Annotated in this window: 19 protein-coding genes and 1 pseudogene; 8 read left to right on the top strand and 12 right to left on the bottom strand. The window is 71.9% G+C overall.

Annotation, left to right across the window (positions count from 1 at the left end; all coding sequences use genetic code 11):
- The 6 genes and pseudogenes from ACZ4NB_RS34190 to ACZ4NB_RS34165 all read left to right on the top strand — a co-directional run.
- Positions 1-95 (top strand): annotated as a pseudogene (locus ACZ4NB_RS34190) (2-hydroxy-3-oxopropionate reductase); the annotation flags it as partial.
- Positions 96-98: 3 nt separating this feature from the next.
- Positions 99-1166 carry a thiamine pyrophosphate-binding protein gene (locus tag ACZ4NB_RS34185; RefSeq protein ID WP_467666925.1) on the top strand — a complete coding sequence of 356 codons (1068 nt, stop codon included), beginning with the start codon at positions 99-101 and terminating at the stop codon, positions 1164-1166.
- Positions 1167-1374: 208 nt separating this feature from the next.
- A complete protein-coding gene (locus ACZ4NB_RS34180) occupies positions 1375-2832 on the top strand; it encodes a catalase (protein WP_467666928.1) in 1458 nt (485 codons plus the stop codon).
- Between the two features lie 595 nt (positions 2833-3427).
- Positions 3428-4177 (top strand): hypothetical protein, encoded by a 750-nt coding sequence (locus tag ACZ4NB_RS34175; RefSeq protein WP_467666924.1) that lies wholly within the window; start codon positions 3428-3430, stop codon positions 4175-4177.
- Between the two features lie 115 nt (positions 4178-4292).
- Positions 4293-4817, top strand: coding sequence for a GNAT family N-acetyltransferase (locus ACZ4NB_RS34170; protein ID WP_467666923.1), 525 nt, complete (start codon positions 4293-4295; stop codon positions 4815-4817).
- 41 nt (positions 4818-4858) lie between these two features.
- Positions 4859-5239, top strand: coding sequence for an MmcQ/YjbR family DNA-binding protein (locus ACZ4NB_RS34165; protein ID WP_467666922.1), 381 nt, complete (start codon positions 4859-4861; stop codon positions 5237-5239).
- Between the two features lie 121 nt (positions 5240-5360).
- Here the strand turns inward: ACZ4NB_RS34165 and ACZ4NB_RS34160 are convergent, their stop codons facing one another.
- Positions 5361-6401 carry a hypothetical protein gene (locus ACZ4NB_RS34160; protein ID WP_467666921.1) on the bottom strand — a complete coding sequence of 347 codons (1041 nt, stop codon included), beginning with the start codon at positions 6399-6401 and terminating at the stop codon, positions 5361-5363.
- Positions 6402-6567: 166 nt separating this feature from the next.
- Here ACZ4NB_RS34160 and ACZ4NB_RS34155 point away from each other — a divergent pair, with 166 nt between their 5' ends.
- Entirely contained in the window at positions 6568-6753 is a 186-nt protein-coding gene (locus ACZ4NB_RS34155) for a hypothetical protein (RefSeq protein ID WP_467666920.1), read from the top strand.
- A 25-nt stretch (positions 6754-6778) separates the two neighbouring features.
- On the opposite strand, the gene ACZ4NB_RS34150 is transcribed toward ACZ4NB_RS34155, so the two are convergent.
- The 4 genes from ACZ4NB_RS34150 to ACZ4NB_RS34135 form a co-directional block, all read right to left on the bottom strand.
- Complete coding sequence (locus ACZ4NB_RS34150) at positions 6779-8419, bottom strand: AMP-binding protein (protein ID WP_467666919.1); 1641 nt, start codon at positions 8417-8419, stop codon at positions 6779-6781.
- Between the two features lie 154 nt (positions 8420-8573).
- A complete protein-coding gene (locus tag ACZ4NB_RS34145) occupies positions 8574-10115 on the bottom strand; it encodes an AMP-binding protein (protein ID WP_467666918.1) in 1542 nt (513 codons plus the stop codon).
- Positions 10116-10453: 338 nt separating this feature from the next.
- Positions 10454-10636: a 4-oxalocrotonate tautomerase DmpI gene (gene dmpI, locus ACZ4NB_RS34140; RefSeq protein ID WP_393500510.1), complete on the bottom strand. Its 183-nt coding sequence runs from the start codon at positions 10634-10636 to the stop codon at positions 10454-10456.
- 239 nt (positions 10637-10875) lie between these two features.
- On the bottom strand, positions 10876-11799 hold the full coding sequence (locus tag ACZ4NB_RS34135; protein WP_467666917.1) for a LysR family transcriptional regulator: 924 nt from the start codon (positions 11797-11799) through the stop codon (positions 10876-10878).
- Positions 11800-11877: 78 nt separating this feature from the next.
- On the opposite strand from ACZ4NB_RS34135, the gene ACZ4NB_RS34130 reads away from it, so the two are divergent.
- A complete protein-coding gene (locus ACZ4NB_RS34130; protein ID WP_467666916.1) occupies positions 11878-12426 on the top strand; it encodes a GNAT family N-acetyltransferase in 549 nt (182 codons plus the stop codon).
- 111 nt (positions 12427-12537) lie between these two features.
- Here the strand turns inward: ACZ4NB_RS34130 and ACZ4NB_RS34125 are convergent, their stop codons facing one another.
- The 7 genes from ACZ4NB_RS34125 to ACZ4NB_RS34095 form a co-directional block, all read right to left on the bottom strand.
- Positions 12538-13800, bottom strand: a complete 1263-nt coding sequence (locus ACZ4NB_RS34125) for a GNAT family N-acetyltransferase (protein WP_467666915.1) — start codon at positions 13798-13800, stop codon at positions 12538-12540.
- Between the two features lie 44 nt (positions 13801-13844).
- Positions 13845-14996 carry a winged helix DNA-binding domain-containing protein gene (locus tag ACZ4NB_RS34120; protein ID WP_467666914.1) on the bottom strand — a complete coding sequence of 384 codons (1152 nt, stop codon included), beginning with the start codon at positions 14994-14996 and terminating at the stop codon, positions 13845-13847.
- 106 nt (positions 14997-15102) lie between these two features.
- Positions 15103-16296 (bottom strand): XdhC family protein, encoded by a 1194-nt coding sequence (locus ACZ4NB_RS34115; RefSeq protein WP_467666913.1) that lies wholly within the window; start codon positions 16294-16296, stop codon positions 15103-15105.
- Positions 16297-16336: 40 nt separating this feature from the next.
- Entirely contained in the window at positions 16337-17824 is a 1488-nt protein-coding gene (locus tag ACZ4NB_RS34110) for an NCS2 family permease (RefSeq protein ID WP_467666912.1), read from the bottom strand.
- A gap of 243 nt (positions 17825-18067) precedes the next feature.
- Positions 18068-20476: a xanthine dehydrogenase family protein molybdopterin-binding subunit gene (locus ACZ4NB_RS34105; RefSeq protein ID WP_467666911.1), complete on the bottom strand. Its 2409-nt coding sequence runs from the start codon at positions 20474-20476 to the stop codon at positions 18068-18070.
- A 2-nt stretch (positions 20477-20478) separates the two neighbouring features.
- Positions 20479-21072 (bottom strand): (2Fe-2S)-binding protein, encoded by a 594-nt coding sequence (locus ACZ4NB_RS34100; RefSeq protein WP_467666910.1) that lies wholly within the window; start codon positions 21070-21072, stop codon positions 20479-20481.
- A complete protein-coding gene (locus tag ACZ4NB_RS34095; protein WP_467666909.1) occupies positions 21063-21950 on the bottom strand; it encodes an FAD binding domain-containing protein in 888 nt (295 codons plus the stop codon). The genes ACZ4NB_RS34100 and ACZ4NB_RS34095 overlap by 10 nt, the downstream gene beginning before the upstream one ends.
- Positions 21951-22178: the final 228 nt, after the last annotated feature.

Below are 22178 nucleotides of genomic sequence, written 5' to 3'. Positions count from 1 at the left end.
TCGCCTCCCTGCGCGCACAAGGCGACGGCGGCCTGGACCACTCCGCCCTCCTGCGCGGCGTCGAACGCCTCTCCGGACACACCACCGAAAGCTGAGTCATGGCGGCGCAGCGGATCCCCGCCATACGGGCGGCAGTCCAGATCATGAAGGACGAGGGCGTCGACATCGCCTTCGGCTGCCCCGGCGCCGCCCTCCACCCGCTGTACGCAGCGATGGAGGAGGTCGGCGGTATCGGGCATCTGCCGGTGCGCCGCGAAGAGGCGGCCGCACACATGGCGTACGGCTGGACCCGTACCAACGAGCGGGCCGGTGTCGCCGCGGTACCCGCGGGCCCGGGGGCGGCGCGGCTGGTCACCGGCCTGTACGCGGCCCAGCAGGACGCCGTCCCCCTGGTCTGCATCACCGGCCGGACGGAGACCGGCCCGCTGCGCCACACGGCGTTCCGGCCGCCGGATCTGCTCCGGCTGGCCGGTCCGGTCACCAAGCGCGCCGAGCGGATCGTGGATCCCGAGCGGATCCCGGGGGCCTTTCGCGAGGCCTTCCGCATCGCACGGGAGGGCCGCCCCGGACCGGTCCTGATCGATGTCCCGGCCGATCTGGCCGGGACGGAGATCGCGTATGACGCCGAGCGCGGCGCCGGGACCGGCCCGCGGCCCTCGGGGGCCGGATCCGTACGCGGTACGACGTCGCGCCTGCCCGCCCCGGCGGACCTCGGCGGCCCGCGTGCCCCGGTGTCCGGGGCCCTGGCGGAGATCGCCGGACTCTTCGGACCGGACCCGTACGTCATCAGCGGCTCGGCCGGCGGCTACGCCCGCAGCGGTCCTCCCGGCTGGGAGGTGCCCGCCGCGATCGGCGCCCGCAAGGCGCTGGACTCCCGGGGCGAGCCGGATGCCGAGGTCGTGGCGGTCGTCGACGGCCAGAGCCTGCCGTACATGGCCGAGGAGCTGGCGGCCGCGGTCCGGTACGAGGTGCCGTTCGTACTGATCATGCTCACCCCACTCGACCGCGAGGCCGACTTCACCGACCACGTGAAGCTCGCCGAGGCGTACGGCTGTGCGGGCCGCGACGTCCTCGATCCGGCGGAGCTGCGCTCGGCGGCCGAGTGGGCCCGCAAGGAAGCCGTCTCCACGCGGCGGCCGGTCCTCATCGAGGTCCGGGCCGCGTAGGGCTTCCCACCCGCTTCCGGGCGGTGGCCGCGCCGACACCTGTCCTGTCGCGCCCAGGCGCGGCCGCCGCCCGGAATACCCACCCGCACACCCACCCAGGTTTGTTTCAACAAACTGTTGACGTTTGGTCGGAGCTGTTCTTACGCTCCGACATGCGGAAGCCAACTTCCGCGCTCTCGTACGGAAGGTCACCATGTCGAAGCCCACGCTGACGGCGCGCTTTCTCACTACGGAGGCTGGCGCCCCCGTCGCCGACAACCAGAACTCCGCCACCGCCGGCGTCGGCGGCCCGATCATCCTCCAGGACCAGCATCTGCTGGAGAAGCTCGCGCGCTTCAACCGCGAGCGCATCCCGGAGCGTGTCGTGCACGCCCGTGGCTCCGGCGCGTACGGCTACTTCGAGGTGACCGACGACGTCACCGGCTTCACCCGGGCCGACTTCCTGAGCACCGTCGGCAAGCGGACCGAGACGTTCATCCGCTTCTCGACCGTCGCCGACAACCTCGGCGGCCCGGACGCGGCCCGCGACCCGCGCGGCTTCGCCCTGAAGTTCTACACCGAAGAGGGCAACTACGACCTCGTCGGCAACAACACCCCGGTGTTCTTCATCAAGGACCCGATCAAGTTCCCCGACTTCATCCACTCGCAGAAGCGCGACCCCTTCACGGGCAAGCAGGAGCCGGACAACGTCTGGGACTTCTGGGCGCACGCCCCGGAGGCCACCCACCAGATCACCTGGCTCATGGGCGACCGCGGCATCCCGGCGTCCTACCGCCACATGAACGGCTACGGCTCGCACACCTACCAGTGGACGAACGCCAAGGGCGAGGCATTCTTCGTCAAGTACCACTTCAAGACGAACCAGGGCATCCGCAGCCTGAGCAGCGAGCAGGGCGCCGAGCTGGCGGGCAAGGACCCCAACAGCCACCAGACCGACCTGCTGCAGTCCATCGAGCGGGGCGTGTACCCCTCCTGGACCCTGTACGTGCAGATCATGCCGGCGGCCGAGGCGGCGAACTACCGCTTCAACCCGTTCGACCTGACGAAGGTGTGGCCGCACGCCGACTACCCGCTGCAGCGGGTCGGCCGCCTGGTCCTGGACCGCAACCCCGACAACGTCTTCGCCGAGGTCGAGCAGTCGGCGTTCTCGCCGAACAACTTCGTGCCCGGCATCGGCCCGTCCCCGGACAAGATGCTCCAGGGCCGGCTGTTCGCCTACGCCGACGCGCACCGCTACCGGCTGGGCGTCAACCACACCCAGCTGCCGGTGAACGCCCCCAAGGCGACCACGGCCAACAACTACGGCCGGGACGGCCTCATGGCGGCCAACGGCTACGACCGGCACGCCAAGAACTACGAGCCGAACTCCTACGGCGGCCCGGTCCAGACGAACGAGGCGCTCTCCGCCCCGCTCGCCGTCTCCGGCTACACCGGCACCCACGAGGCCCCGGCGCACACCAAGGACGACGACTTCTTCCAGGCCGGTGAGCTCTACCGCCTGATGTCGGAGGACGAGAAGAAGCGCCTGGTGGACAACATCGCCGGCGGTCTCTCCCAGGTCGGCCGGGACGATGTGATCGAGAAGAACCTCGCGCACTTCCACGCCGCCGACCCTGACTACGGCAAGCGCGTCGAGGCCAAGGTCCGCGAGCTGCGCGAGGACTGATCCGCGCGCCACGAGCTGCGCCAGGGCTGACGGGAGGTCAGTTCCCTTGCGCATCCGTGCCGGCCGGCCCGTTGAGGGGTGGTCGGCCGGCACGGAGAGGTAGCGCGAGCTCCGCGGTATGCGGGGAGATCCCAGTGCGGTGGCCGTGCTCGCCCAATAGGGAGGGCGAGCCATCTCCCCCACCGCGGAGCCCGCCTCCTCCCCCACAGACTCCGTCCGGCGGTGCGATGTCCTGTCGCGCCCAACCCTCGCGCTGTCGGACGGGAACCACTGCACAGGGCCTGGAATCCGTACGGTCACGGATTCCGGGCCCTGTGCGTCGTGGGGCCGGTGCGTCGTCGGTCCTGTGTGTCGTCGGTCCTGTGCGTCGTCGGGGATGCGGTAGGACGCGGCGCGGTCCCGGCGTGCCCGGAGCGCCGGATGCCGGCGGTGTGCGCCCGCCGTGCGCCCCGCGTGCGCCCTTGGCTCCCCTCACCTTTCTCTCTGCGACCTGGCACTGTCACCGGAATTCGTCCCCCGGCGGCCGACTTTGGAGAGACGATGGGTCCGCAGCAGAATCGACCCGTCTGCCGTCCCAACCCGCCAGGAGCCGACCATGGCCGACAGCGTGCCGGTGCGGTGCCCCACGTGCCGCCGCGAGAACGCCTTCACCCCGCCCACCTTCCCGTGTGCCTGCGGTGCCCCGCTGACCATGCCCGTGCTCCGCGGCGGTGTGCCCGTCGAGATACTCCACCGCACCTGGCAGTCCTCCTGGGTCGAGGTGCGCTGCGAGGTCTGCGGCCGGCAGGACGAGTGGCCGGCGCCGGAGTACGGCTGCGCCTGCGGGACGGTCGTCCGGGTCCCGGTGGTCCCGGCGCCGACCCCGCCGCCGCCGAACTTCCCCTCGCCCGGCAGGCCCGTGCCCACGTCCGCACCGGCCTCGGCCACGGACACCGACACCCCGTGCGCCGTCCTGCGGCCCGCCTTCCGCCCGGTCACGATCCGGACGGCCCGCGACTGCGTCACCGCCGCCGAGCAGTATCTGAAGTGGCTGGGCTACGCCGATGTCGCCCGGACCCAGGAGCGCACCGCCTCCGGCGTGGATCTGCGCGGCACCGGCGTCGTCGCCCAGGTCGACCCCTCGACCCGCTCCACCAAGCTCCGCGAGATCGAATGCGTCTGGCTCAACGGCCTCAACGACTCGGCCATCGCGGTCTTCTTCTCCCTCGCCGGCTACGCCCGCGATGCCCGGGCCCGCGCCGACGATCTGCATATCCCGCTGTTCGTCATGGACCTCACGGGCACTCCGCAGCCGGTCAACGACCCGGCCGACGAACTGATCAAGTACGGCGCGACAGGACGGTGAAGCCCGCCCGCGGTCCCGCGTCGCACCGCCGCCGGTCCGCGGAGCCCCGTTGCGCCCTCGCCGGGCCTCCGGAAATCCGGTCGCCGCGCCGGGCGGAACCGGCGACACTGGCCCGGTGATCATCGACATACCCGCCGCCGCCGAACTTCCCGTGCTGCGCGACGTCGAACGGGCCGCCGGGGAGGCGTTCCGGGCGCTGGACATGGCCCCCGTCGCGGACGACGAGCCGCCCCCGTTGGCCCAGCTGGCCGAGTACCGGCGCGCCGGGCGGCTGCTGGCCGCATACGACGGCGGTCTGCCGGTCGGCTATCTGCTGTGGGAACCGGTCGACGGGGCCACCCATATCGAGCAGGTCTCGGTGCATCCGGACCACGCCCGCCGCGGCATCGGCCGCCGGCTCATCGACCGGGCGGAGCGGGCCGGCGGTCCGTTCGCGTTGACGCTGACCACGTTCACCGAGGTGCCGTGGAACGCGCCGTACTACGAGCGGATCGGCTTTCGAAGGCTGGCCGACGCCGAACTCACGCCCGGCCTGCGGGCCGTTCGCGCCCAGGAGGCGGCCCTCGGCCTGGATCGCTGGCCACGGGTGTGTATGCGGCGCGCGGCCGACCGGCCGGTGCCGGAGGACGGGACGAGGTGACGGCTGATCAGGTCGCCGGGGGTGCCGCCTATATTGGCGGGATGATCAACGCGAGTGCGCTCCGTGCCGCCTGTCTGGACTTCAACGGAGCGACCGAGGAGTTCCCCTTCCCGCGGCATCCGGACGTGTCGACCTTCAAGGTCGGCGGCAAGATCTTCGCGCTCTCCACGCTGACGGATCTGCCGCTGACCGTGAGCCTCAAGTGCGAGCCCGAGCTGGCCGAACGGCTGCGCGCGGCGCACCCTGAGGTGGTGCCGGGCTATCACCTCAACAAGCGGCACTGGAACACGGTGTCCCTGGACGGCTCCCTTACCGACCGGTTGGTCCTCGACATGATCGAGGACTCCTACGACCTCGTGGTGGCCTCGCTGCCCCGCGCCCAGCGGCTGCTGCTCGACTGGCCGGGAGAGCGGCAGCGCTGAGCGGCGGGTGGGCGGCGGCAGCGCTGAGCGGCAGCGCTGTGCGGCGGACTGGAGCGAGCGGCCGCGGGCGTGCTGGGGCGGAGGGCCCTGCGGGCGGACCCCAGCCGGCCCTGACCGGCCCTTACCCGGTCTTCAGCCCCAGGCCGTAGAACGTGACGTGGTAACCGCCCATGTAGGTGGCCTCGCCGCCGACTATCAGGTCGGCGGGCGTGCGCACCCCCACGGCCTGTGCCGTGGCCACCAGCGTCTCGGCCAGCGCCCGGCCCTTGGGCTCGCCGGGGCCGCCGGCGTCGATACGCCAACGCGGGTCATCGCCGTCCGGCCACAGCTCCCCGGTACCGGGATGCTCTGCGACCGTGCCCCATCCCAGGGCCGCCGGGTCCGCGGCGTCCGGCGCGAAGCAGCCCAGCGAGAGCCGGTCCTGGCAGGTGATGTCGAAGAGGATCGGGGCGCCGCCCTCGGCCAGCCGCCCGTAGACCGGCATGGCCAGGGACGTGCCGAGCGCGGTCGTCTCGGCCGGCAGGGTGTCCAGGAAGTCGGCGAGCGCCCTGGTCACCGTCTCCCAGCTCTGGGCGTACCAGCCGCCGGGGAAGCCCAGCCCCGCGTTGGACGGGTCGTTGCGGCTGCCGAAGAAGCCGGTGACGGAGTGCTCCTCGCCGACGCCCTGGCGCCAGAAGCAGTTCTCCACCGGGTCGGTGGGCTGGAGGATCAGCTCGGGGCCGGTCCTCGTGGCGCGGAGTTCCAGGGTGTCGGGCCGGTCGCGCCAGCGCACGAACGGGGTGCCCCACAGCGGCCCGGAGTCGTAGAACGGCCCCATTTCGCCGTAGCCGCCCATGATCGACGGCTGGCCGAGCGCCGCGGTCAGCTCCTCGCGCACCGCGCGGAAGGCGGCGGCCTGACTGACCGCGTCCGGCTCGGCGGGCCTTACCGGCACGGCGAGTTCGAGATACGTCCTGCTGCCGGCGTAGCGCTCCTCGATCGAGCCGACCGGGCGCAGCCGGGCGTCGCCCTCCGCGCGCCCCGTGCCGATGACCGGCCCCGCGCCGGAGTCCTGCCAGGTCCAGCCGAGCCCGGCGACCAGCGCCCGTGCCCCCTGCGGTGTCCAGTCGCCGGTGTCCGCGCCCCTGAGCCGCCGCGCCAGCTCCGCCACGCTCTCGGTCATCGTCTCGTCCCCGCTTCCCCGTGGTTCGTGCCCAGCGGCGCTTTCCCGCTGTCCGTGCACCCCTTCATCTTGCCGGGTGGGTCTGACAATCGATCGCGGCGGCCTGCCGTCCGGCCGTCCGCGCCCACGGGCCGCGCAGAGAACCGGCCGCGGGGGTGGCCGCGGGGTGGCCGCGGCGCATGCGGACGACCGGATCCTGGCGTGGCGGTGGTGGAGCCCGGCCGAGCCGGCCGGGACCGCGGACGCCCTGTGGCCTCCGCGGCTGCCCGGTCTGCTGGCCCCGTGGCGCGGCCGGGCCGCGGGCCCCGGGCCGGTCGATCTGGGCTACGTGCCGAAACCGGCGGTGCGGTGAACCGGCGCACCGCACCGCCCGCGCCTCATCGCGGTACCCTCCCCAGCTCCTCGGCGAGCCGCTCGCGCAGCTCGACCTTGCGCACCTTGCCGCTGACGGTCATCGGGAACGCGTCGAGGATCTCCAGGTACCGCGGCACCTTGTAGTGGGCGAGCCGGGAGCGGCAGTAGCGGGCCAACTCGTCGCGGGTGAGGGAGTCCTCGGGGTCGCGGAGGATCACACAGGCGGCGATCTCCTCGCCGTATTTGCCGTCGGGGACGCCGACGACCTGGACGTCGGCGATCTTGGGATGGGAGTAGAGGAACTCCTCGATCTCGCGCGGGTAGACGTTCTCGCCGCCCCTGATGATCATGTCCTTGATGCGGCCGACAATCCGGACGTAGCCGTCGTCGTTCATCACCGCGAGGTCGCCGGTGTGCATCCAGCGCGCGGCGTCGATGACCTCGGCGGTGCGCTCGGCCTCCTCCCAGTAGCCGAGCATCACGCTGTAGCCGCGGGTGCACAGCTCGCCGGGCGTGCCGCGGGGCACGGTCACCCCGCTCGCCGGGTCGACCACCTTGACCTCGATGTGCGGCAGCACCCGTCCGACCGTGGCGGTGCGGTGCTCCAGGTCGTCGTCGCGGCGGGTCTGGGTGGACACCGGCGAGGTCTCGGTCATGCCGTAGCAGATGGACACCTCGGCCATGTGCATCTCGCCGACCACCCGCTTCATCACCTCCTCCGGGCACGGCGAGCCCGCCATGATGCCCGTGCGGAGCGAGGAGAGGTCGTAGGAGCCGAAGTCGGGGTGGTTGAGCTCGGCGATGAACATGGTGGGGACGCCGTAGAGGGAGGTGCAGCGCTCGTCCTGGACGGTCCGCAGGGTGGTGGCGGCGTCGAAGGCCGGGGCCGGGATGACGATGCAGGCGCCGTGCGAGGTGATGCCGAGGTTGCCCATCACCATGCCGAAGCAGTGGTAGAAGGGCACCGGCAGGCACACCCGGTCGTGCTCGGTGTAGGCGAGGGTCTCGGCGACCCAGTAGCCGTTGTTGAGGATGTTGTGGTGCGAGAGGGTGGCGCCCTTGGGGAAGCCGGTGGTGCCCGAGGTGTACTGGATGTTGACCGGGTCGTCGGCGGTCAGGGTCCGTTCGCACTCGGCGAGCCGGGTGTGCGGGACGGCCGCGCCGGCGGCCAGCAGCCCGCCCCAGGTCGGGTCGCCGATGTAGACCACATCGCGCAGGGCCGGGCTCTCGGCGCGCACCTGCTCGATCATCCGGCGGTAGTCGCTGGTCTTGTGGTGGATCGCGGAGACCAGGACGGTGATACCGGCCTGCTGGAGGACGTAGGCCAACTCGTGCACCCGGTATGCCGGGTTGACGTTGACGAGGATCGCGCCGATCTTGGCGGCGGCGTACTGGACGAGGACCCATTCGGCGCAGTTGGGCGCCCAGATACCGACCCGGTCGCCCTTGCCGACCCCCTTGGCGAGCAGGCCGAGGGCCACCTCGTCGACGGCGCGGCCCAGTTCGGTATAGGTCCAGCGGCGGCCGCTCGCCACCTCCACCAGCGCCTCGCGCTCGCCGAACCGGGCGATGGTGCGGGCCAGGTCGGCGCCGATGGTGTGCCCCAGCAGCGGCCGCTCGGCGGCCCCGCTGGCGTACGACAGCTCCTGGTGCGACGGGCTCATCGGTGCTTCTCCTCCAAGTACTCGGCACTGCCGTCGCCCTGCGCGGTGCGCTCGCGCGGTTCGATACGGCGGATCTGTCCGGGACGGTCTTCGGCAGGTCGGCGAACTCCAGCCGCCGGATGCGCTTGTTGGGGGGCCAGGACTTCACGGATGCTCAGTTGACTCCCCGGTCACGGCCGGCCCAGTACGGCTGGCGGAGCTTGAACTTCTGGATTTTGCCGGTGGCGGTGCGGGGGATCGTGTCGCGGAACTCGACCGACGTGGGTGCCTTGTAACCGGCCAGGCGCTGCTTGCAGTGGGCGATGATGTCGGGCTCCTGCGCCGTCGCGCCCTCGGCGAGGACCACGAGGGCCTTGATGGTCTCGCCCCATTTCTCGTGCGGCACGCCGATGACGGCGACCTCGGCGACCGCCGGGTGGCTGAAGATGGTGTCTTCCACCTCGATGGACGACACGTTCTCACCGCCGGTGATGATCACGTCCTTCTTGCGGTCCGAGATCGTGAGGTGGCCGTCGGCGTCGTCCAGGGTGCCGCCGTCGCCGGTGTGGAACCAGCCGTCCTCAAGGGCCTCCTGGGTCTCCTCCGGCTTTTCCCAGTACCCGTCGAGCACCGTGTTCGAGCGGGCCAGGACCTCACCGGACTCGGAGACCCGCAGCTTCACCCCGAGTCCGGGCAGTCCGGCGCGGGACAGCTTGCGCGCCCGTTCCTCGGCGGGAAGGTCCGCGTCGGCCGGTCGGGTGCGGTTGAAGGTGAGGAAGGGGGAGGTCTCGGTGAGGCCGTAGAGCTGGGTGAACTCCCAGCCGAGTTCCTCCTCCACGCGTTGGATGGTCCTGGTCGGAGGCGGAGCTCCCGCGCAGACGATGCGCACACGGTCGCGGCCCGGGATCTCGCCCGCCCACGACGCCGCCGCGTCGAGCACCATGTTCCACACGGCCGGCGCGCCGCACATGAGCGTGACGCCGTGCTCGTCGACCCGCCGCAGGATCTCCGTACCGTCGACCTTGCGCAGCACCACCTGCTTCGCGCCCAGGCCCGCCATCACGTACGGCATGCCCCAGCCGTTGCAGTGGAACATCGGCAGCGTGTGCAGGTACACATCGCGCTCCCACGCCCGCGTGTGCAGGCCGAAGGTCAGGCCGTTGACCCAGATGTTGCGGTGGGTCAGCTGCACGCCCTTGGGCCGGGCGGTCGTGCCCGAGGTGTAGTTGATGGTCGCGGTGGCGTCCTCGTCCGGGTGGGACCAAGGACGCGGCTCGACGCCGAACCGCATCAGCTCGGTGTCGGTCTGCTCGCCGAGGACGAAGCGGTGGCGCGCCTTGACGCCGGAGAGGGCGTCGTCCAGTTCGGAGTCGACGAGGAGGACCGAGGCGCCGCTCTGCCGGACCACGTAGTCGACTTCGTCGGGCTTGAGGCGGAAGTTCACCGGCACGCAGATGCGGCCGCTCATGGGCACCGCGAACAGCAACTCCAGCAGGCGCGCGGAGTTGTGGCCGACCACCGCCACGCGCTCGCCCTCACCGATCCCGAGCGCATCCAGACCGGCCTGCCACGCACGTACCCGTTCCCCGAACCGCCCGTACGTCGACACGGGGACCGGTCGCGCGGGCTGATACGGCTCGTCGATCACTCCTGGGCTGTCGCGGAAGCCCAGTTCGGCGCGGTCGAGGAAGTCCGCGATCGTCATCGGTGTCCGCATGCGTTCTCTCCTGTATCCGGAACAACCACGTCTGGAAGGTGGAAGGTGGAGTCTGGAATGGGGAGTCTGTCAGTTGCCGCAGCCGCCAGCAGGTGAAACGTCGGCTTCCGCGTCGGTCAGAGGTCAGACGGTCCCCGAATGGGCGGAAGCGGAGGTTTCTGCGGGCGGCTCGGGTCGGTGGCGGAGGGTTCGCCGGACGATGCGGTGCAGGTGTGCGCGGCGCTGTCCCGGCTTCGGCCGGCCAGCGGTCCGCCGGGGCGTTCGGCGCCCCTCGGGGGTGTCTTTGCCCCCGCGTGCGGTGGGCCGGCCCTCCTCCAGGCCGGCCCCGCCGCGACGTCCTACTTGTCGGCGGTCAGCGTGCCCGCCGCGCCCCAGCTGTCGGTGGGCACCTCCTGGATCCAGACCTGCACGGTCTCGGCGGGAATCTTGTACGCGTCCACGAACGCGTCGGTGATCTGCTTGACCAGCTCCCGCTTCAGCTCGACGCTGCGCGGACCCTGCTGGACGGTGACGATCGGCATGGCTGAACTCCCTTTTCGGACAAGGACTTCCGGTGCTTGACCGGCATGTCCATCAGTCCATCGCGAACCCGGCGCGGGACCAAGAAGCGGATCGCGCACACAGCGATCACCGATCGCGATCGAGCGGTCGAGCGGTCGGGGGGCGGGTCCTGCGGGGCTGTGATCCCACGGCCCCGCGGTCCCGCGGTCCCGCGGTCCCGCGGCCTTGCGAACAGGCCCGGCCCCGGCTGATCCGGCCTTCAGCGGGCGCCCTGGGCGCGGTCCGTCCCCGCGCAGGCCCGCAGCAGCAGGTCCAGCCCGGAGGGCGGATCGCTGCGGCGCACCGCCAGGTAGGTCGTGAGCTCCATGCCCGGGTTGCGGAACGGGAGGAAGGCGACCCTGGGGATGCTCAGCCGGGCGGCGTGCGAGGCGTAGACGACGGTCCACAGGCCGTGCTCCGGGCCGCCGGGCGCGCCGATCGCGGTGAGGGTGTCGTCCAGGGACCCGTACCGGGGGCCCGGTACGGGGACGAAGCCGGCCTCGTGGCAGGCGTTGACGACCAGGTCGACCAGGGCACGGTTGTTGCGCCGCTCGGTCAGCACCAGCGGGACGGCCGCCAAGTCGGTGAGCGCGATCGTGCCGGGCCGGGCGGCGAGCGGGTGGCGGGCCGGGACGACCGCGACCAGCGGGTCCTGCCACAGCGGGACGAAGCTCAGGCCCTCGCGGCCGGCGCCGTCCGGATCGCCGCGCAGGAACGCCGCGTCCAACTCGCGGGCGGCCACCTGGTCGAGCCGCTGCCGGGCCCGTGCGGACACCAGCTCCACCCCGACCTCCGGGGCGAGACCGGCAAGGGTGTCGAGCACCCGGTCCAGATGGGCGCCCAGGCCCGTGCTCGTCCCCAGGCGCAGGGTGCGGGCGCGGCCGGCGGTCAGTTCCACCACGACGGCACGGGCCCGCTCCTCGGCGGCCAGCAGCGCCCGCGCCTCGGGCAGGAACCGCTCGCCGACGGGCGTCAGCCGCACCTGGCGCGAGGAGCGGTCGAACAGCTCGGTCTGCAACTCGCGCTCCAGCCGGCGGATCTGCTGACTCACCGCCGACTGCACGATGTGCAGCCGCTCCGCCGCCCGCCCGAAGTGCAGTTCCTGTGCGACCGTGACGAAGTACCGCACCTGCCGCAGCTCCACGCCCTCCCCTTCCCGGCCGGCTCTTCCAGCTGGTCAATTCGGTTGCCGCAGGTCCCGCGGCCTCGCCATCATGCCCCCATGATCGATGCCCGCGCACTCTCCGAGAAGCCGGTCCTCATAGGTGACCGGATCCGGCTCGCGCCGCTCGCCCCCCGGCATGCGGACGCCTTCCACGCCACCTTCCTGGACGCCGAGACCCGCCGGCTGACCGGCACGCACCGCGACTGGACGCTGGCTGAGCTTCAGGACTGGTGCGCCGGGGCCGCGGAGCGCGCGGACCGCCTCGATCTGGCCATCGAGGACCGGGAGACCGGTGCGTACCTGGGCGACCTCGCGCTGAGCCAGATCGACCGGGACAACGCGCTCGGCAGCTTCCGTATCGCCCTCGCCGCGGAGGCCACCGGCCGCGGCCTCGGCAGCGAGGCGACCCGTCTGCTCCTGGACTACGCCTTCGAGCGCGTCGGCCTGCACCGCGTCCAGCTGGAGGTCTTCGCCTTCAACACGCGGGCCCAGCAGGCGTACGAGAAGTGCGGCTTCGCGGTGGAGGGCCGGATGCGCGAGGCGCTCCACTGGGACGGCGAATGGCACGACGTGCTGGTGATGGCGGCACTGGCGCCGCGGCCCTAAGGGCTGTCCTCGCCGGGCGGCCGCTCGCCGGGCAACCGGTTTCCCGGCGGGCGGCCGCACGGGCCCTGGTCCTCGTGCGGCGCGAGCCTCCTGCGGCGCGCCGTCGGCGGATCAGCGGTTCTCCCCCGTGAACGGCAGCCACTCGGTCTCCAGCGCCGCGTCCAGCCGGCGGACCGCGTCCGGGGTGTGCTCGGTGGCCAGACCGGCGTGCACGAACCGCCGCAGCGGGCTGCCGCCCAGGTAGCAGGCGGCCAACTCCCTGACGTCCAGGGCGAGATCGGGGGCGTCGGCGGTGGCGGTCCAGGTCGTGGCGCGGCCCGGTCCCGCGGTCAGCCGGAAGCGGCCGGCGTTGGCGGGCAGCTCGGCGTCGGCGAGGTCGATGACCAGGTCGACGGGGGACGCCCAGGAGCGGGCGGTCAGGGCGGCGCGGACGTCCACCAGCCGGACCCACAGGGACGGTTCCTGGCCGGTGACGCGTACCTGGTCGCGGTCGGCGACGAGGTGGAGCAGCGGGTCGTCGGCGGGGCGGGCGTCGATCTGCACCTTCGTGGTGAGGTCGATGGAGCACAGGTAGGACCACAGGGCCGCGGCGGCCGGTGCGCTCTCCGCTTCCAGCTCGTCGACACGGACCGCCCCGGGACGGTTGTCCCCCGGCCCGCGGGTGCGGTAGACCGCGTAGCCGCCGGGCACCTCTCCGGGCGCGCCCAGCACGACCACCCGCAGGGCGCCGAAGCCGTCCAGGTCCTCGGCGCCGCGGGCGCCGTCGAGGTCCAGCACCTCGTTGCGCCACCACGTGCGGTCGCGGGTGAACCGGCCGGCGCGGTGGGGCAGGGTCGCGTCATAGCGCGGCGCGAGCACCTCGGCCGCCTCGGCCGGGTCGATCAGCCGCAGCGGGCGGGCGTCGGGCGCGAGGCGCAGCGCCAGAGGCCGGGACGAGTCGATCTCGACGGAGTACGCCTCGGTCGCGGCGCCGAAGCCGAAGCGGCCGTAGATGGCGCTCTCGGACGCCCAGAGGCAGGCGATCGGCCGGCCCTCGTCGGCGCAGCGGCGCCAGAGCCCGGCCAGCATCGAGGTGAGCACGCCGCGGCGGCGGTGCGTGGGCGCGACGGAGACGAAGTCGACCGCTGCGCAGGGGAGTCGACCGCCGGGGACGGAGAGGGTCAGGCGGTGCGCACCGGCCATGCCCGCCAGCGACCCGCCGTCGTACGCCCCGACCCGGGCGCACTCCCGCAGCAGGTCGTGGTGGTGCCGGCGGGTCTTGTCGGCCGGCTTCAAGTGGAAGGCGAGGTAGGCCAGGTCCAGGGCCTGGTCGAGGTCGGACTCGGGGATGTCCCGGATGTCCGTGGCGGCGTGGGGGTGGTCGTCACTGGTCACCGGGGGACGCTAACCCGGTGCGCCGGGAGGTTCATCCGGTTTTTTCACGTCCCTCCCCCGCCCCGGGCGACCTGGCCGTAGCGGAGGTCGTGGGTGGCTTCCGGGGAGGTCATCCGCAGTACGCCGGCCGCCTCGTCCTCCACCGCGGCCCGCTCGGGGCGGGTGAGCGTGTCGAAGGGCTCGACGGTCAGCCATGCGGTGTCGCCCGCCGTGTCGATCCGCCACAGCCCGCGGATGGTGCCGTCGACGAGGAGGACGCGGTAGGCCACATTGCGGTCCCAGGTGCGGCCCTGGTACTCGGGGGCGAGGATGCGGGTGCGGTCGGCGTGCGAGAGCGCGACGTTGTCGAACTCCGGCAGGAAGCGGACCGGCGCCTCGGTGTCCGGGTCCGGCAGCGGTGCGTCGGGCAGGTCGAGGAGTTCGACGCCGTGCTCGTCGCGGAAGGTGCGCAGACGCGGCCGCAGCGGTTCGATCACCTCGCGGAGCCGGGTCAGTCCGCACCAGGTCTGGATGTCCTTGACGGAGGCCGGGCCGAATGCGGCGAGGTAGCGCAGGAGGACGGCGGGCAGGTCCCGTTGCGGATCGGGGTCGGCGGGCGCCGGTCCCGGCGCGGTGGCCAGCCAGTGGTCGAGGGTGGTGTGCGCCGCCCGGCCGGCCTGCCCCCACAGACCGCGCGGGGTGACCTGGACCAGGGGGAGCAGTTGGCGGGCGGCGGTGGCCAGCGACCGGCCCTCGTGCCCCGGCCACTCCTCCCGGAGCCGCTCCCCCAGCTCCTGGAACGTCAGCGGCTGCCGCTCGACGAGCGTGCGGGCGAGGCCCGCCAGCCGGTCCAGGTCGACGCCGGCCAGCTGCCGGGCGAAGTTGCCGCGCAGGACCCGGTCGTGCACGGGCTGGTGGAGCGGGCGCAGCAGCCGGGCGTCGCGGGCGCTGAGCAGGTGGATGGTGGAGCGCATCGCGGAGATGCGGACGGCCTGCCGGGTCTGGAGGAGGTCGGACAGCTGCTGCGGCCGGAAGCCGGCCAGCCGGGCGGCCAGTGCGTGGTACGGCGGGCGCGGCGCCTGAGCCTGGAGTCCGAGCAGCCGCTCCACGGCGTCGAGCACCCCCATCTCGCTGCGGCGGAGCAGGAGTTGGCGGTCCAGGGTGGCCCGGCCGAGGGCGCGGGCGGTGAGCAGGGGGGAGGTGCGACGCTGCGTCATGACGACGAAGGTAACGGCCCTTGCGGACAGGTACCGTCCGCAAGGGGGCGTTGGCTGGGGGAGCGTCGCAGGCCCACGGAGAGCGCAGAGACACCCCCTGAGGCCCTCAGGCCACCGACCCGATCCGCCCCACCGGCCGGGCCGTGTCGTGGTGGATGGGAGTGTGGGCGCCGGTCAGCGGAGCGCCGGTGCCGCCGCGGCGGTTGGCGACGATCTCGGCGGCGATGGACAGGGCGGTCTCCTCGGGGGTGCGCGCGCCGAGGTCGAGTCCTATGGGCGAGCGCAGGCGGTTGACCTCCAGCTCGCTCAGGCCGACGTCGCGCAGCCGCTGCTGACGGTCGAGGTGGGTGCGGCGCGAGCCCATGGCGCCGACGTAGGCGACCGGAAGTCTGAGGGCGCGCTCCAGCAGGGGGACGTCGAACTTGGCGTCGTGGGTGAGCACGCACAGCACCGTACGGGCGTCGAGTTCCTGCGAGTCCAGATAGCGGTGCGGCCAGTCGACGACGATCTCGTCGGCGTCCGGGAAGCGGGTCCGGGTGGCGAAGACGGGCCGGGCGTCGCAGACCGTGACGTGGTAGTTGAGGAACTTGCCGACCTTGACCAGGGCGGAGGCGAAGTCGATGGCGCCGAAGACGATCATCCGGGGCGCGGGCACGGAGGATTCGACGAGGAGGACGACGGGGCTGCCGCAGCGCGATCCCTCGGCGCCGATCTCCAGGGTGGTGGTGCGCCCGGCGTCGAGCAGGGCGCGGGTCTCCTCGACCACGGTGTGGTCGAGCCCCGGGTGGCCGCCCAGGGTGCCGGTGTGGCCGCCGTCGGGGCGGACGAGCAGGGCTCGGCCGAGCAGCTCGGCGGGGCCCTGGACGACCCGGGCGAGCGCGGCCGCCTCCCCCGACGCGGCGGCGGCCAGCGCGGCGGCGAGCGGGTCGGCGGTGCCGTCCACCGGCTTGCCCGCGCCGCCGCTGTCGCCTGCGGGGCGCGGGACGCTCGCGCGTACCGGCTGGACGAGGATGTCGATGATGCCGCCGCAGGTCAGGCCGACGGCGAAGGCATCCTCGTCGCTGTACCCGAAGCGCTCCAGAACCGGCTCACCGGTCCGCAGCGCTTCCTGGCACAGTTCGTAGACCGCGCCCTCCACGCATCCTCCGGAGACCGACCCGATCGCCGTACCGTCGGCGTCGACGGCGAGGGCGGCTCCGGGCTGGCGGGGTGCGCTGCCGTTGGTGGCCACCACGGTGGCCACCGCGAACTCGCGGCCCTGCTCGACCCACCGGTGCAGCTCTTCGGCGATGTCCAGCATGTCGGTCTCCTTACGGATTACGGATGGGTGGAGGGGCGGGTCAGTGGTGCACTCCCAGCCAGCTCTCGATCGGGTTGAGCGAGAAGTAGGCCAGGAACACCAGGGAGAGCACCCACATCAGCCAGCCGGGCTCGCGCCACTTGCCCTGGACGGCCTTGATCGCGACATGCGCGATGACGCCGGCCGCGATGCCCGCGGTGATGGAGTACGTGAACGGCATCAGGACCGTCGTCAGGAACACCGGGATGGAGGTCGCCGGGTCGTCCCAGTTGATGTGCTTGGCGTTGGTCAGCATCATCGAGCCGATCACCACCAGAGCGGCGGCCGCCACCTGAGTGGGGATGACCTGCGCCAATGGGGTGAAGAACAGGCAGAGCGCGAAGCCCAGACCGGTGATGACGCTGGCGAAGCCGGTGCGCGCGCCGTCGCCGACGCCCGCGGTGGACTCGACGAACACGGTCTGGCCCGAGGCGCCGGTCAGACCGCCGACCATACCGCCGGCGCCGTCGATGGCCAGGGCCTTGTTCAGGCCCGGCATCTTGCCGTCCTTGTCGGCGAGGTTGGCCTGCTGGCCGATGCCGATGATCGTGCCCATGGCGTCGAAGAAGCCGGCCAGCACCAGCGTAAAGACGATGACGCCGATGGTGATCCCGCCGACGTTGCCCAGGCCGCTGAAGGAGACATGGCCCAGCAGTCCGAAGTCGGGGGTGGAGACGACGGAACCGGAGATCACCGGGGCGTTGCGGCCGCCCCAGTCCTTGACGCTCAGCCCGGCGAACTGGTGGACGAGCGCGGCGAAGACCGTACCGCCGACGATGCCGATGAGGATCGCGCCGGGGACCTTGCGGACCTGCAGCAGGAAGATCAGCAGGACGGTGAAGGCGAAGCACAGCACGGGCCAGCCGGTGAGCATGTCGGCGGTGCCGAGCTGGATCGGCTTGGCACCGGCGAGGCCGCCCGGGCCGGGCATGGAGGTGACGAAGCCCGCCTGGACCAGGCCGATCAGGCAGACGAACAGGCCGATGCCCATCGTGATCGCGTGCTTGAGCGGCAAGGGGATGGCGTTCATGATCAGTTCACGCAGGCCGGTGACGACCAGCAGTACGATCACGCCGCCGTAGATGATGCACATCGCCCAGGCGTTGTCCCAGGTCATCTGCGGGGCGACCTGGAACGACATCACCGCGGAGACGCTGAGGCCGGCGGCGAGCGCCAGGGGCACATTGCCCAGGATGCCCATGACGATCGTGGTGACGGCGGCGGCCAGCGCGGTCGCCGTGGTCACCTGGTCGGCGTTGAGCGTGGCGCCGGTGATGTCCTTGGTCGTGGTCAGGATGACCGGGTTGAGGAGGACGATGTACGCCATCGCCATGAAGGTGGTGACTCCGCCACGCACCTCGCGGCCGACGGTGGATCCTCTGTCGGAGATGTGGAAGTACCGGTCGAGCCAGGACCGGCCGGCGGGCTGACGCGAGCCTTCGCCCGCGTCTTCCGCCGTGGTCCTCGGCTCAGTGGACTGCTGGGTCATGGTGCCTAACTCCCAAGGTTCACAGGGGCACTCGCGAGGGGGGATGCGAGATTTGGGATGGATCTGAGGCTGCACGACCCGGGGGACGGCCCGAGACGAACGGGTGCTGGCTGGTGGGGACAGCAGCGACTGCGTGGTGCGGGGTGGGGCTCCGGGCGGTACGCGGAGGAGGACGGACAGGGACACCCCTGACGTGCACCGCCCGGAGGCCGGGGTCCGGGGGGATCGCCCCCCGGACAGCTCTTATGTGCCGGTGAGGTGTTCGGGACGCACCGGCGTCTTGTTGAGCTCCAGCCCGGTCGCGTTCCGGATCGCCGCGAGGACGGCCGGGGTGGACGACAGGGTCGGGGCCTCGCCGATGCCGCGCAGCCCGTAGGGGGCGTGCTCGTCGGCGAGTTCGAGCACATCGACCGGGATGGTCGGGGTGTCGAGAATCGTGGGGATCAGGTAGTCCGTGAAGGAGGGGTTGCGCACCTTCGCGGTCTTGGGGTCGACGATGATCTCCTCCATGACCGCCACGCCCAGGCCCTGGGTGGTACCACCCTGGATCTGGCCGACGACGGACAGCGGGTTGAGCGCCTTGCCGACGTCCTGGGCGACGGCCAGCTCGATGACCTTGACCAGGCCGAGCTCGGTGTCCACCTCCACGACCGCGCGGTGGGCCGCGAAGGAGTACTGGACGTGGCCGTTGCCCTGGCCGGTGACCAGGTCGAATGCCTCGGTGGGCCGGTGGCGCCACTCGGCCTCGATCTCGACGCTCTCGCCTTCGAGCACGTCCACCAGGTCGGCCAGGACCTCGCCGCCGTCGGTGACGACCTTGCCGCCCTCCAGGAGGAGTTCGGCGGTGGCCCACGCCGGGTGGTAGGTGCCCATCTTGCGGCGGCCGATCTCCAGGACCTTCTCGCGGACCAGCTCGCAGGAGTGCTTGACGGCACCGCCGGTGACGTAGGTCTGACGCGACGCGGACGTCGAACCGGCGCTGCCCACCTGGGTGTCGGCGGGGTGGATCGTCACCTGCGTGACGCCCAGCTCCGTGCGGGCGATCTGCGCGTGGACGGTGACACCGCCCTGGCCGACCTCCGCCATCGCGGTGTGCACGGTGGCGACCGGCTCACCGCCGATGACCTCCATGCGCACCTTGGCGGTGGAGTAGTCGTCGAAGCCCTCGGAGAAGCCGACGTTCTTGATGCCGACCGCGTAGCCGACGCCGCGTACGACGCCCTCGCCGTGGGTGGTGTTGGACAGGCCGCCGGGCAGCTGGCGGACGTCGGCGCCCTCGCTGGACTCCCACTGGCGCTCGGGCGGCAGCGGGCGGGCCTTGACGCGGCGCAGGATCTCGGCGACCGGGGCCGGCGAGTCGACCGGCTGCCCGGTGGGCATGATCGTGCCCTGCTCCATGGCGTTGAGCTGGCGCAGCTCGACCGGGTCCATGTCCAGCTTGGCGGCGAGCTTGTCCATCTGCGCCTCGTAGGCGAAGCACGCCTGGACCGCGCCGAAGCCGCGCATCGCGCCGCAGGGCGGGTTGTTGGTGTAGAGCGCGACGGCCTCGATGTCGACGTCGTCGATCACGTACGGGCCGACCGCCAGCGAGGCGGCGTTGCCGACCACGGCCGGGGACGCGGAGGCGTAGGCACCGCCGTCCAGCACGATCCGGCACTTCATGTGCGTGATCTTGCCGTCCTTGGTGGCGCCGTGCTCGTACCAGAGCTTCGCCGGGTGCCGGTGGACGTGCCCGAAGAAGGACTCGAAGCGGTTGTAGACGATCTTGACCGGCTTGTTCGTGCGCAGTGCGAGCAGGCAGGCGTGGATCTGCATCGACAGGTCCTCGCGGCCGCCGAACGCGCCGCCGACGCCGGAGAGCGTCATCCGCACCTTGTCCTCGGGCAGGCCGAGGACCGGGGCGATCTGGCGCAGATCGGAGTGCAGCCACTGGGTGGCGACGTAGAGGTCCACCCCGCCGTCCTCGGCGGGCACCGCGAGGCCGGACTCCGGGCCGAGGAATGCCTGGTCCTGCATGCCGAAGACATACTCGCCGGAGACGATGACATCGGCCTTCTTGGCGGCCTCGTCGGCGCTGCCGCGGATGATCGGCTGACGGTGGACGATGTTGGGGTGCGGGACGTGCCCGGCGTGGTGGTCGTCGCGGCCCTCGTGGAGCAGCGGCGCGCCCTCGGCGGTCGCGGATGCCTCGTCGGTGACGACGGGCAGCTCCCTGTACTCGATCTTGATCTTGGCGGCCGCGCGGCGCGCCGTCTCCGGGTGGTCGGCCGCGACGAGGGCCACCGGCTCACCGTGGTGGCGGACCCTGCCGTGCGCGAGCACCGGGGTGTCCTGGATCTCCAGGCCGTAGTTCTTGATCGAGGTCGGCAGGTCGTCGTACGTCAGGACCGCGTAGACGCCGGACTGGGCGAGCGCCTCGGAGGTGTCGATGGAGACGATCTCGGCGTGCGCGACGGTGGAGCGGAGCGTGAAGCCCCACAGCATGTCCTCGTGCCACATGTCCGAGGAGTACGCGAACTCGCCGGTGACCTTCAGGGTGCCGTCGGGGCGCAGCGTCGACTCGCCGATGCCGCCCTTGGTCTGGGAGCCCTGGGTGATCTTGGTGGGGGTACCGGTCGCCGGAGCGGTGGCGACCCGTGGATTCACAGCCATGGTCAGACCGCCTCTTCGTGACGGTCCTGGCGCGCGGCCGCGAGACGGACGGCGTCCAGGATCTTCTCGTAACCGGTGCAGCGGCAGAGGTTGCCGGACAGCGCCTCGCGGATGTCCGCGTCGGTCGGCTGCGGGTTGCGCTCCAGCATCTCGTCGGCCGCGACCAGCAGACCCGGGGTGCAGAAACCGCACTGGACGGCACCCGCGTCGATGAACGCCTGCTGGATCGGGGAGAGTTCGGCGCCCTCGCCGGTCTGGGAGTCGGCGGGCTTGGCCTGCCACTGCTGGGCGTCCTGGAGCGTGGTGCCGCACGCACCGGTGCCGCAGCCCCCGTGCTCAGCACGCTGCTTGGCGAAGTCCGCCAGACCCTCGACGGTCACCACCTCGCGACCCTCGACCTGACCGGCGGCGACGAGGCAGGAGCACACCGGCACACCGTCCAGGCGGACCGTACAAGAACCGCACTCGCCCTGCTCACAGGCGTTCTTCGAACCCGGCAGGCCCATCCGCTCGCGGAGGACGTACAGCAGGCTCTCGCCTTCCCAGACGTCGTCGGCCTCCTGGCGGCGGCCGTTGACGGTGAATGTCACGCGCACTGTGCGCTCCTCTCGTTTCCGCGGAAGGACTCCCAGGTCCAGCCGAGGGTGCGGCGCGCCATGATGCCGACCGCGTGCCGGCGGTACTTGGCGCTGCCGCGCACATCGTCGATCGGGTTGCAGGCACCGGAGGCGAGCTGCGCGAACTGCTTGGCGACGGACGGCGGGATCGGGGCGCCGGACTCCCAGAAGCCGCCCTCCTCCAGCGCCGCGGCGAGGAAGTCCTCCGCCTCGCGGGCCCGTACGGGGGTGGGCGCGGCCGAGCCGATGCCGGTGCGCACCGTACGGGTCTCGGGGTGCAGCGCGATGCCGAACGCGCAGACCGCGATGACCATGGCGTTGCGGGTGCCGACCTTGGAGAACTGCTGCGGTCCGTCGGCCTTGGGCAGATGCACCGCGCGGATCAGCTCGTCGGGCTCCAGCGCGTTGCGCTTGACGCCGAGGTAGAAGTCGTCGATCGGGATCATGCGGCGCCCGCGTACGGACTCGACCTCGACCTCGCAGCCGGCGGCGAGCAGCGCGGGGTGCGCGTCGCCGGCCGGGGAGGCGGTGCCGAGGTTGCCGCCGACGCCGCCGCGGTTGCGGATCTGCGGGGAGGCCACCGTGTGCGACGCCAGGGCCAGGCCCGGCAACTCGGCCCGCAGGTTCTCCATGATCTGCGTGTAGGGAACGGAGGCGCCCAGGCGTACGGTCTTCTCTCCGACCTCCCACTCGCTCAGATCACCGATACGGTTCAGGTCGAGCAGGTACTCGGGGCGGCGGTGGTCGAAGTTGATCTCGACCATCACGTCCGTGCCGCCCGCGATGGGCACAGCGGTGGGGTGCTCGGCCTTAGCGGCGAGCGCCTCCTCCCAGCTGGCGGGGCGAAGGAAGTCCATGGTTGGCCTCTTCTGCGAAATCGGTCATTCGTTGCTCGGGGAGCGGGCTCCGGCCCTGTCCTCCGTCAAGCTGTTCATGTCTTGTTAACGCCGTTGGGCTTAGTGAACGCTCAGCGGCCCCACCCGGTGCAGTCACCGAAACCATGAAGCGGTTGGCTGGCCAAGCCACCTGTCTTGTAGATTCGAACGAAAGACGAGGCTCTGAAACCTCGCGGCATTCCACCGGCA

This window comes from Streptomyces sp. NPDC026575 (genome assembly GCF_055567415.1).
This window is presented reverse-complemented; position numbering and strand designations above follow the sequence as displayed.

What these genes read in the sequence shown, in the direction of transcription:
- ACZ4NB_RS34185 (WP_467666925.1), top strand. Translation starts at nt 99, where the DNA reads ATGGCGGCGCAGCGGATCCCCGCCATACGGGCGGCAGTCCAGATCATG.
- ACZ4NB_RS34175 (WP_467666924.1), top strand. Translation starts at nt 3,428, where the DNA reads ATGGCCGACAGCGTGCCGGTGCGGTGCCCCACGTGCCGCCGCGAGAAC.
- ACZ4NB_RS34165 (WP_467666922.1), top strand. Translation starts at nt 4,859, where the DNA reads ATGATCAACGCGAGTGCGCTCCGTGCCGCCTGTCTGGACTTCAACGGA.
- ACZ4NB_RS34160 (WP_467666921.1), bottom strand. Translation starts at nt 6,401, where the DNA reads ATGACCGAGAGCGTGGCGGAGCTGGCGCGGCGGCTCAGGGGCGCGGAC.
- ACZ4NB_RS34150 (WP_467666919.1), bottom strand. Translation starts at nt 8,419, where the DNA reads ATGAGCCCGTCGCACCAGGAGCTGTCGTACGCCAGCGGGGCCGCCGAG.
- ACZ4NB_RS34145 (WP_467666918.1), bottom strand. Translation starts at nt 10,115, where the DNA reads ATGCGGACACCGATGACGATCGCGGACTTCCTCGACCGCGCCGAACTG.
- dmpI (WP_393500510.1), bottom strand. Translation starts at nt 10,636, where the DNA reads ATGCCGATCGTCACCGTCCAGCAGGGTCCGCGCAGCGTCGAGCTGAAG.
- ACZ4NB_RS34130 (WP_467666916.1), top strand. Translation starts at nt 11,878, where the DNA reads ATGATCGATGCCCGCGCACTCTCCGAGAAGCCGGTCCTCATAGGTGAC.
- ACZ4NB_RS34120 (WP_467666914.1), bottom strand. Translation starts at nt 14,996, where the DNA reads ATGACGCAGCGTCGCACCTCCCCCCTGCTCACCGCCCGCGCCCTCGGC.
- ACZ4NB_RS34115 (WP_467666913.1), bottom strand. Translation starts at nt 16,296, where the DNA reads ATGCTGGACATCGCCGAAGAGCTGCACCGGTGGGTCGAGCAGGGCCGC.
- ACZ4NB_RS34110 (WP_467666912.1), bottom strand. Translation starts at nt 17,824, where the DNA reads ATGACCCAGCAGTCCACTGAGCCGAGGACCACGGCGGAAGACGCGGGC.
- ACZ4NB_RS34105 (WP_467666911.1), bottom strand. Translation starts at nt 20,476, where the DNA reads ATGGCTGTGAATCCACGGGTCGCCACCGCTCCGGCGACCGGTACCCCC.
- ACZ4NB_RS34095 (WP_467666909.1), bottom strand. Translation starts at nt 21,950, where the DNA reads ATGGACTTCCTTCGCCCCGCCAGCTGGGAGGAGGCGCTCGCCGCTAAG.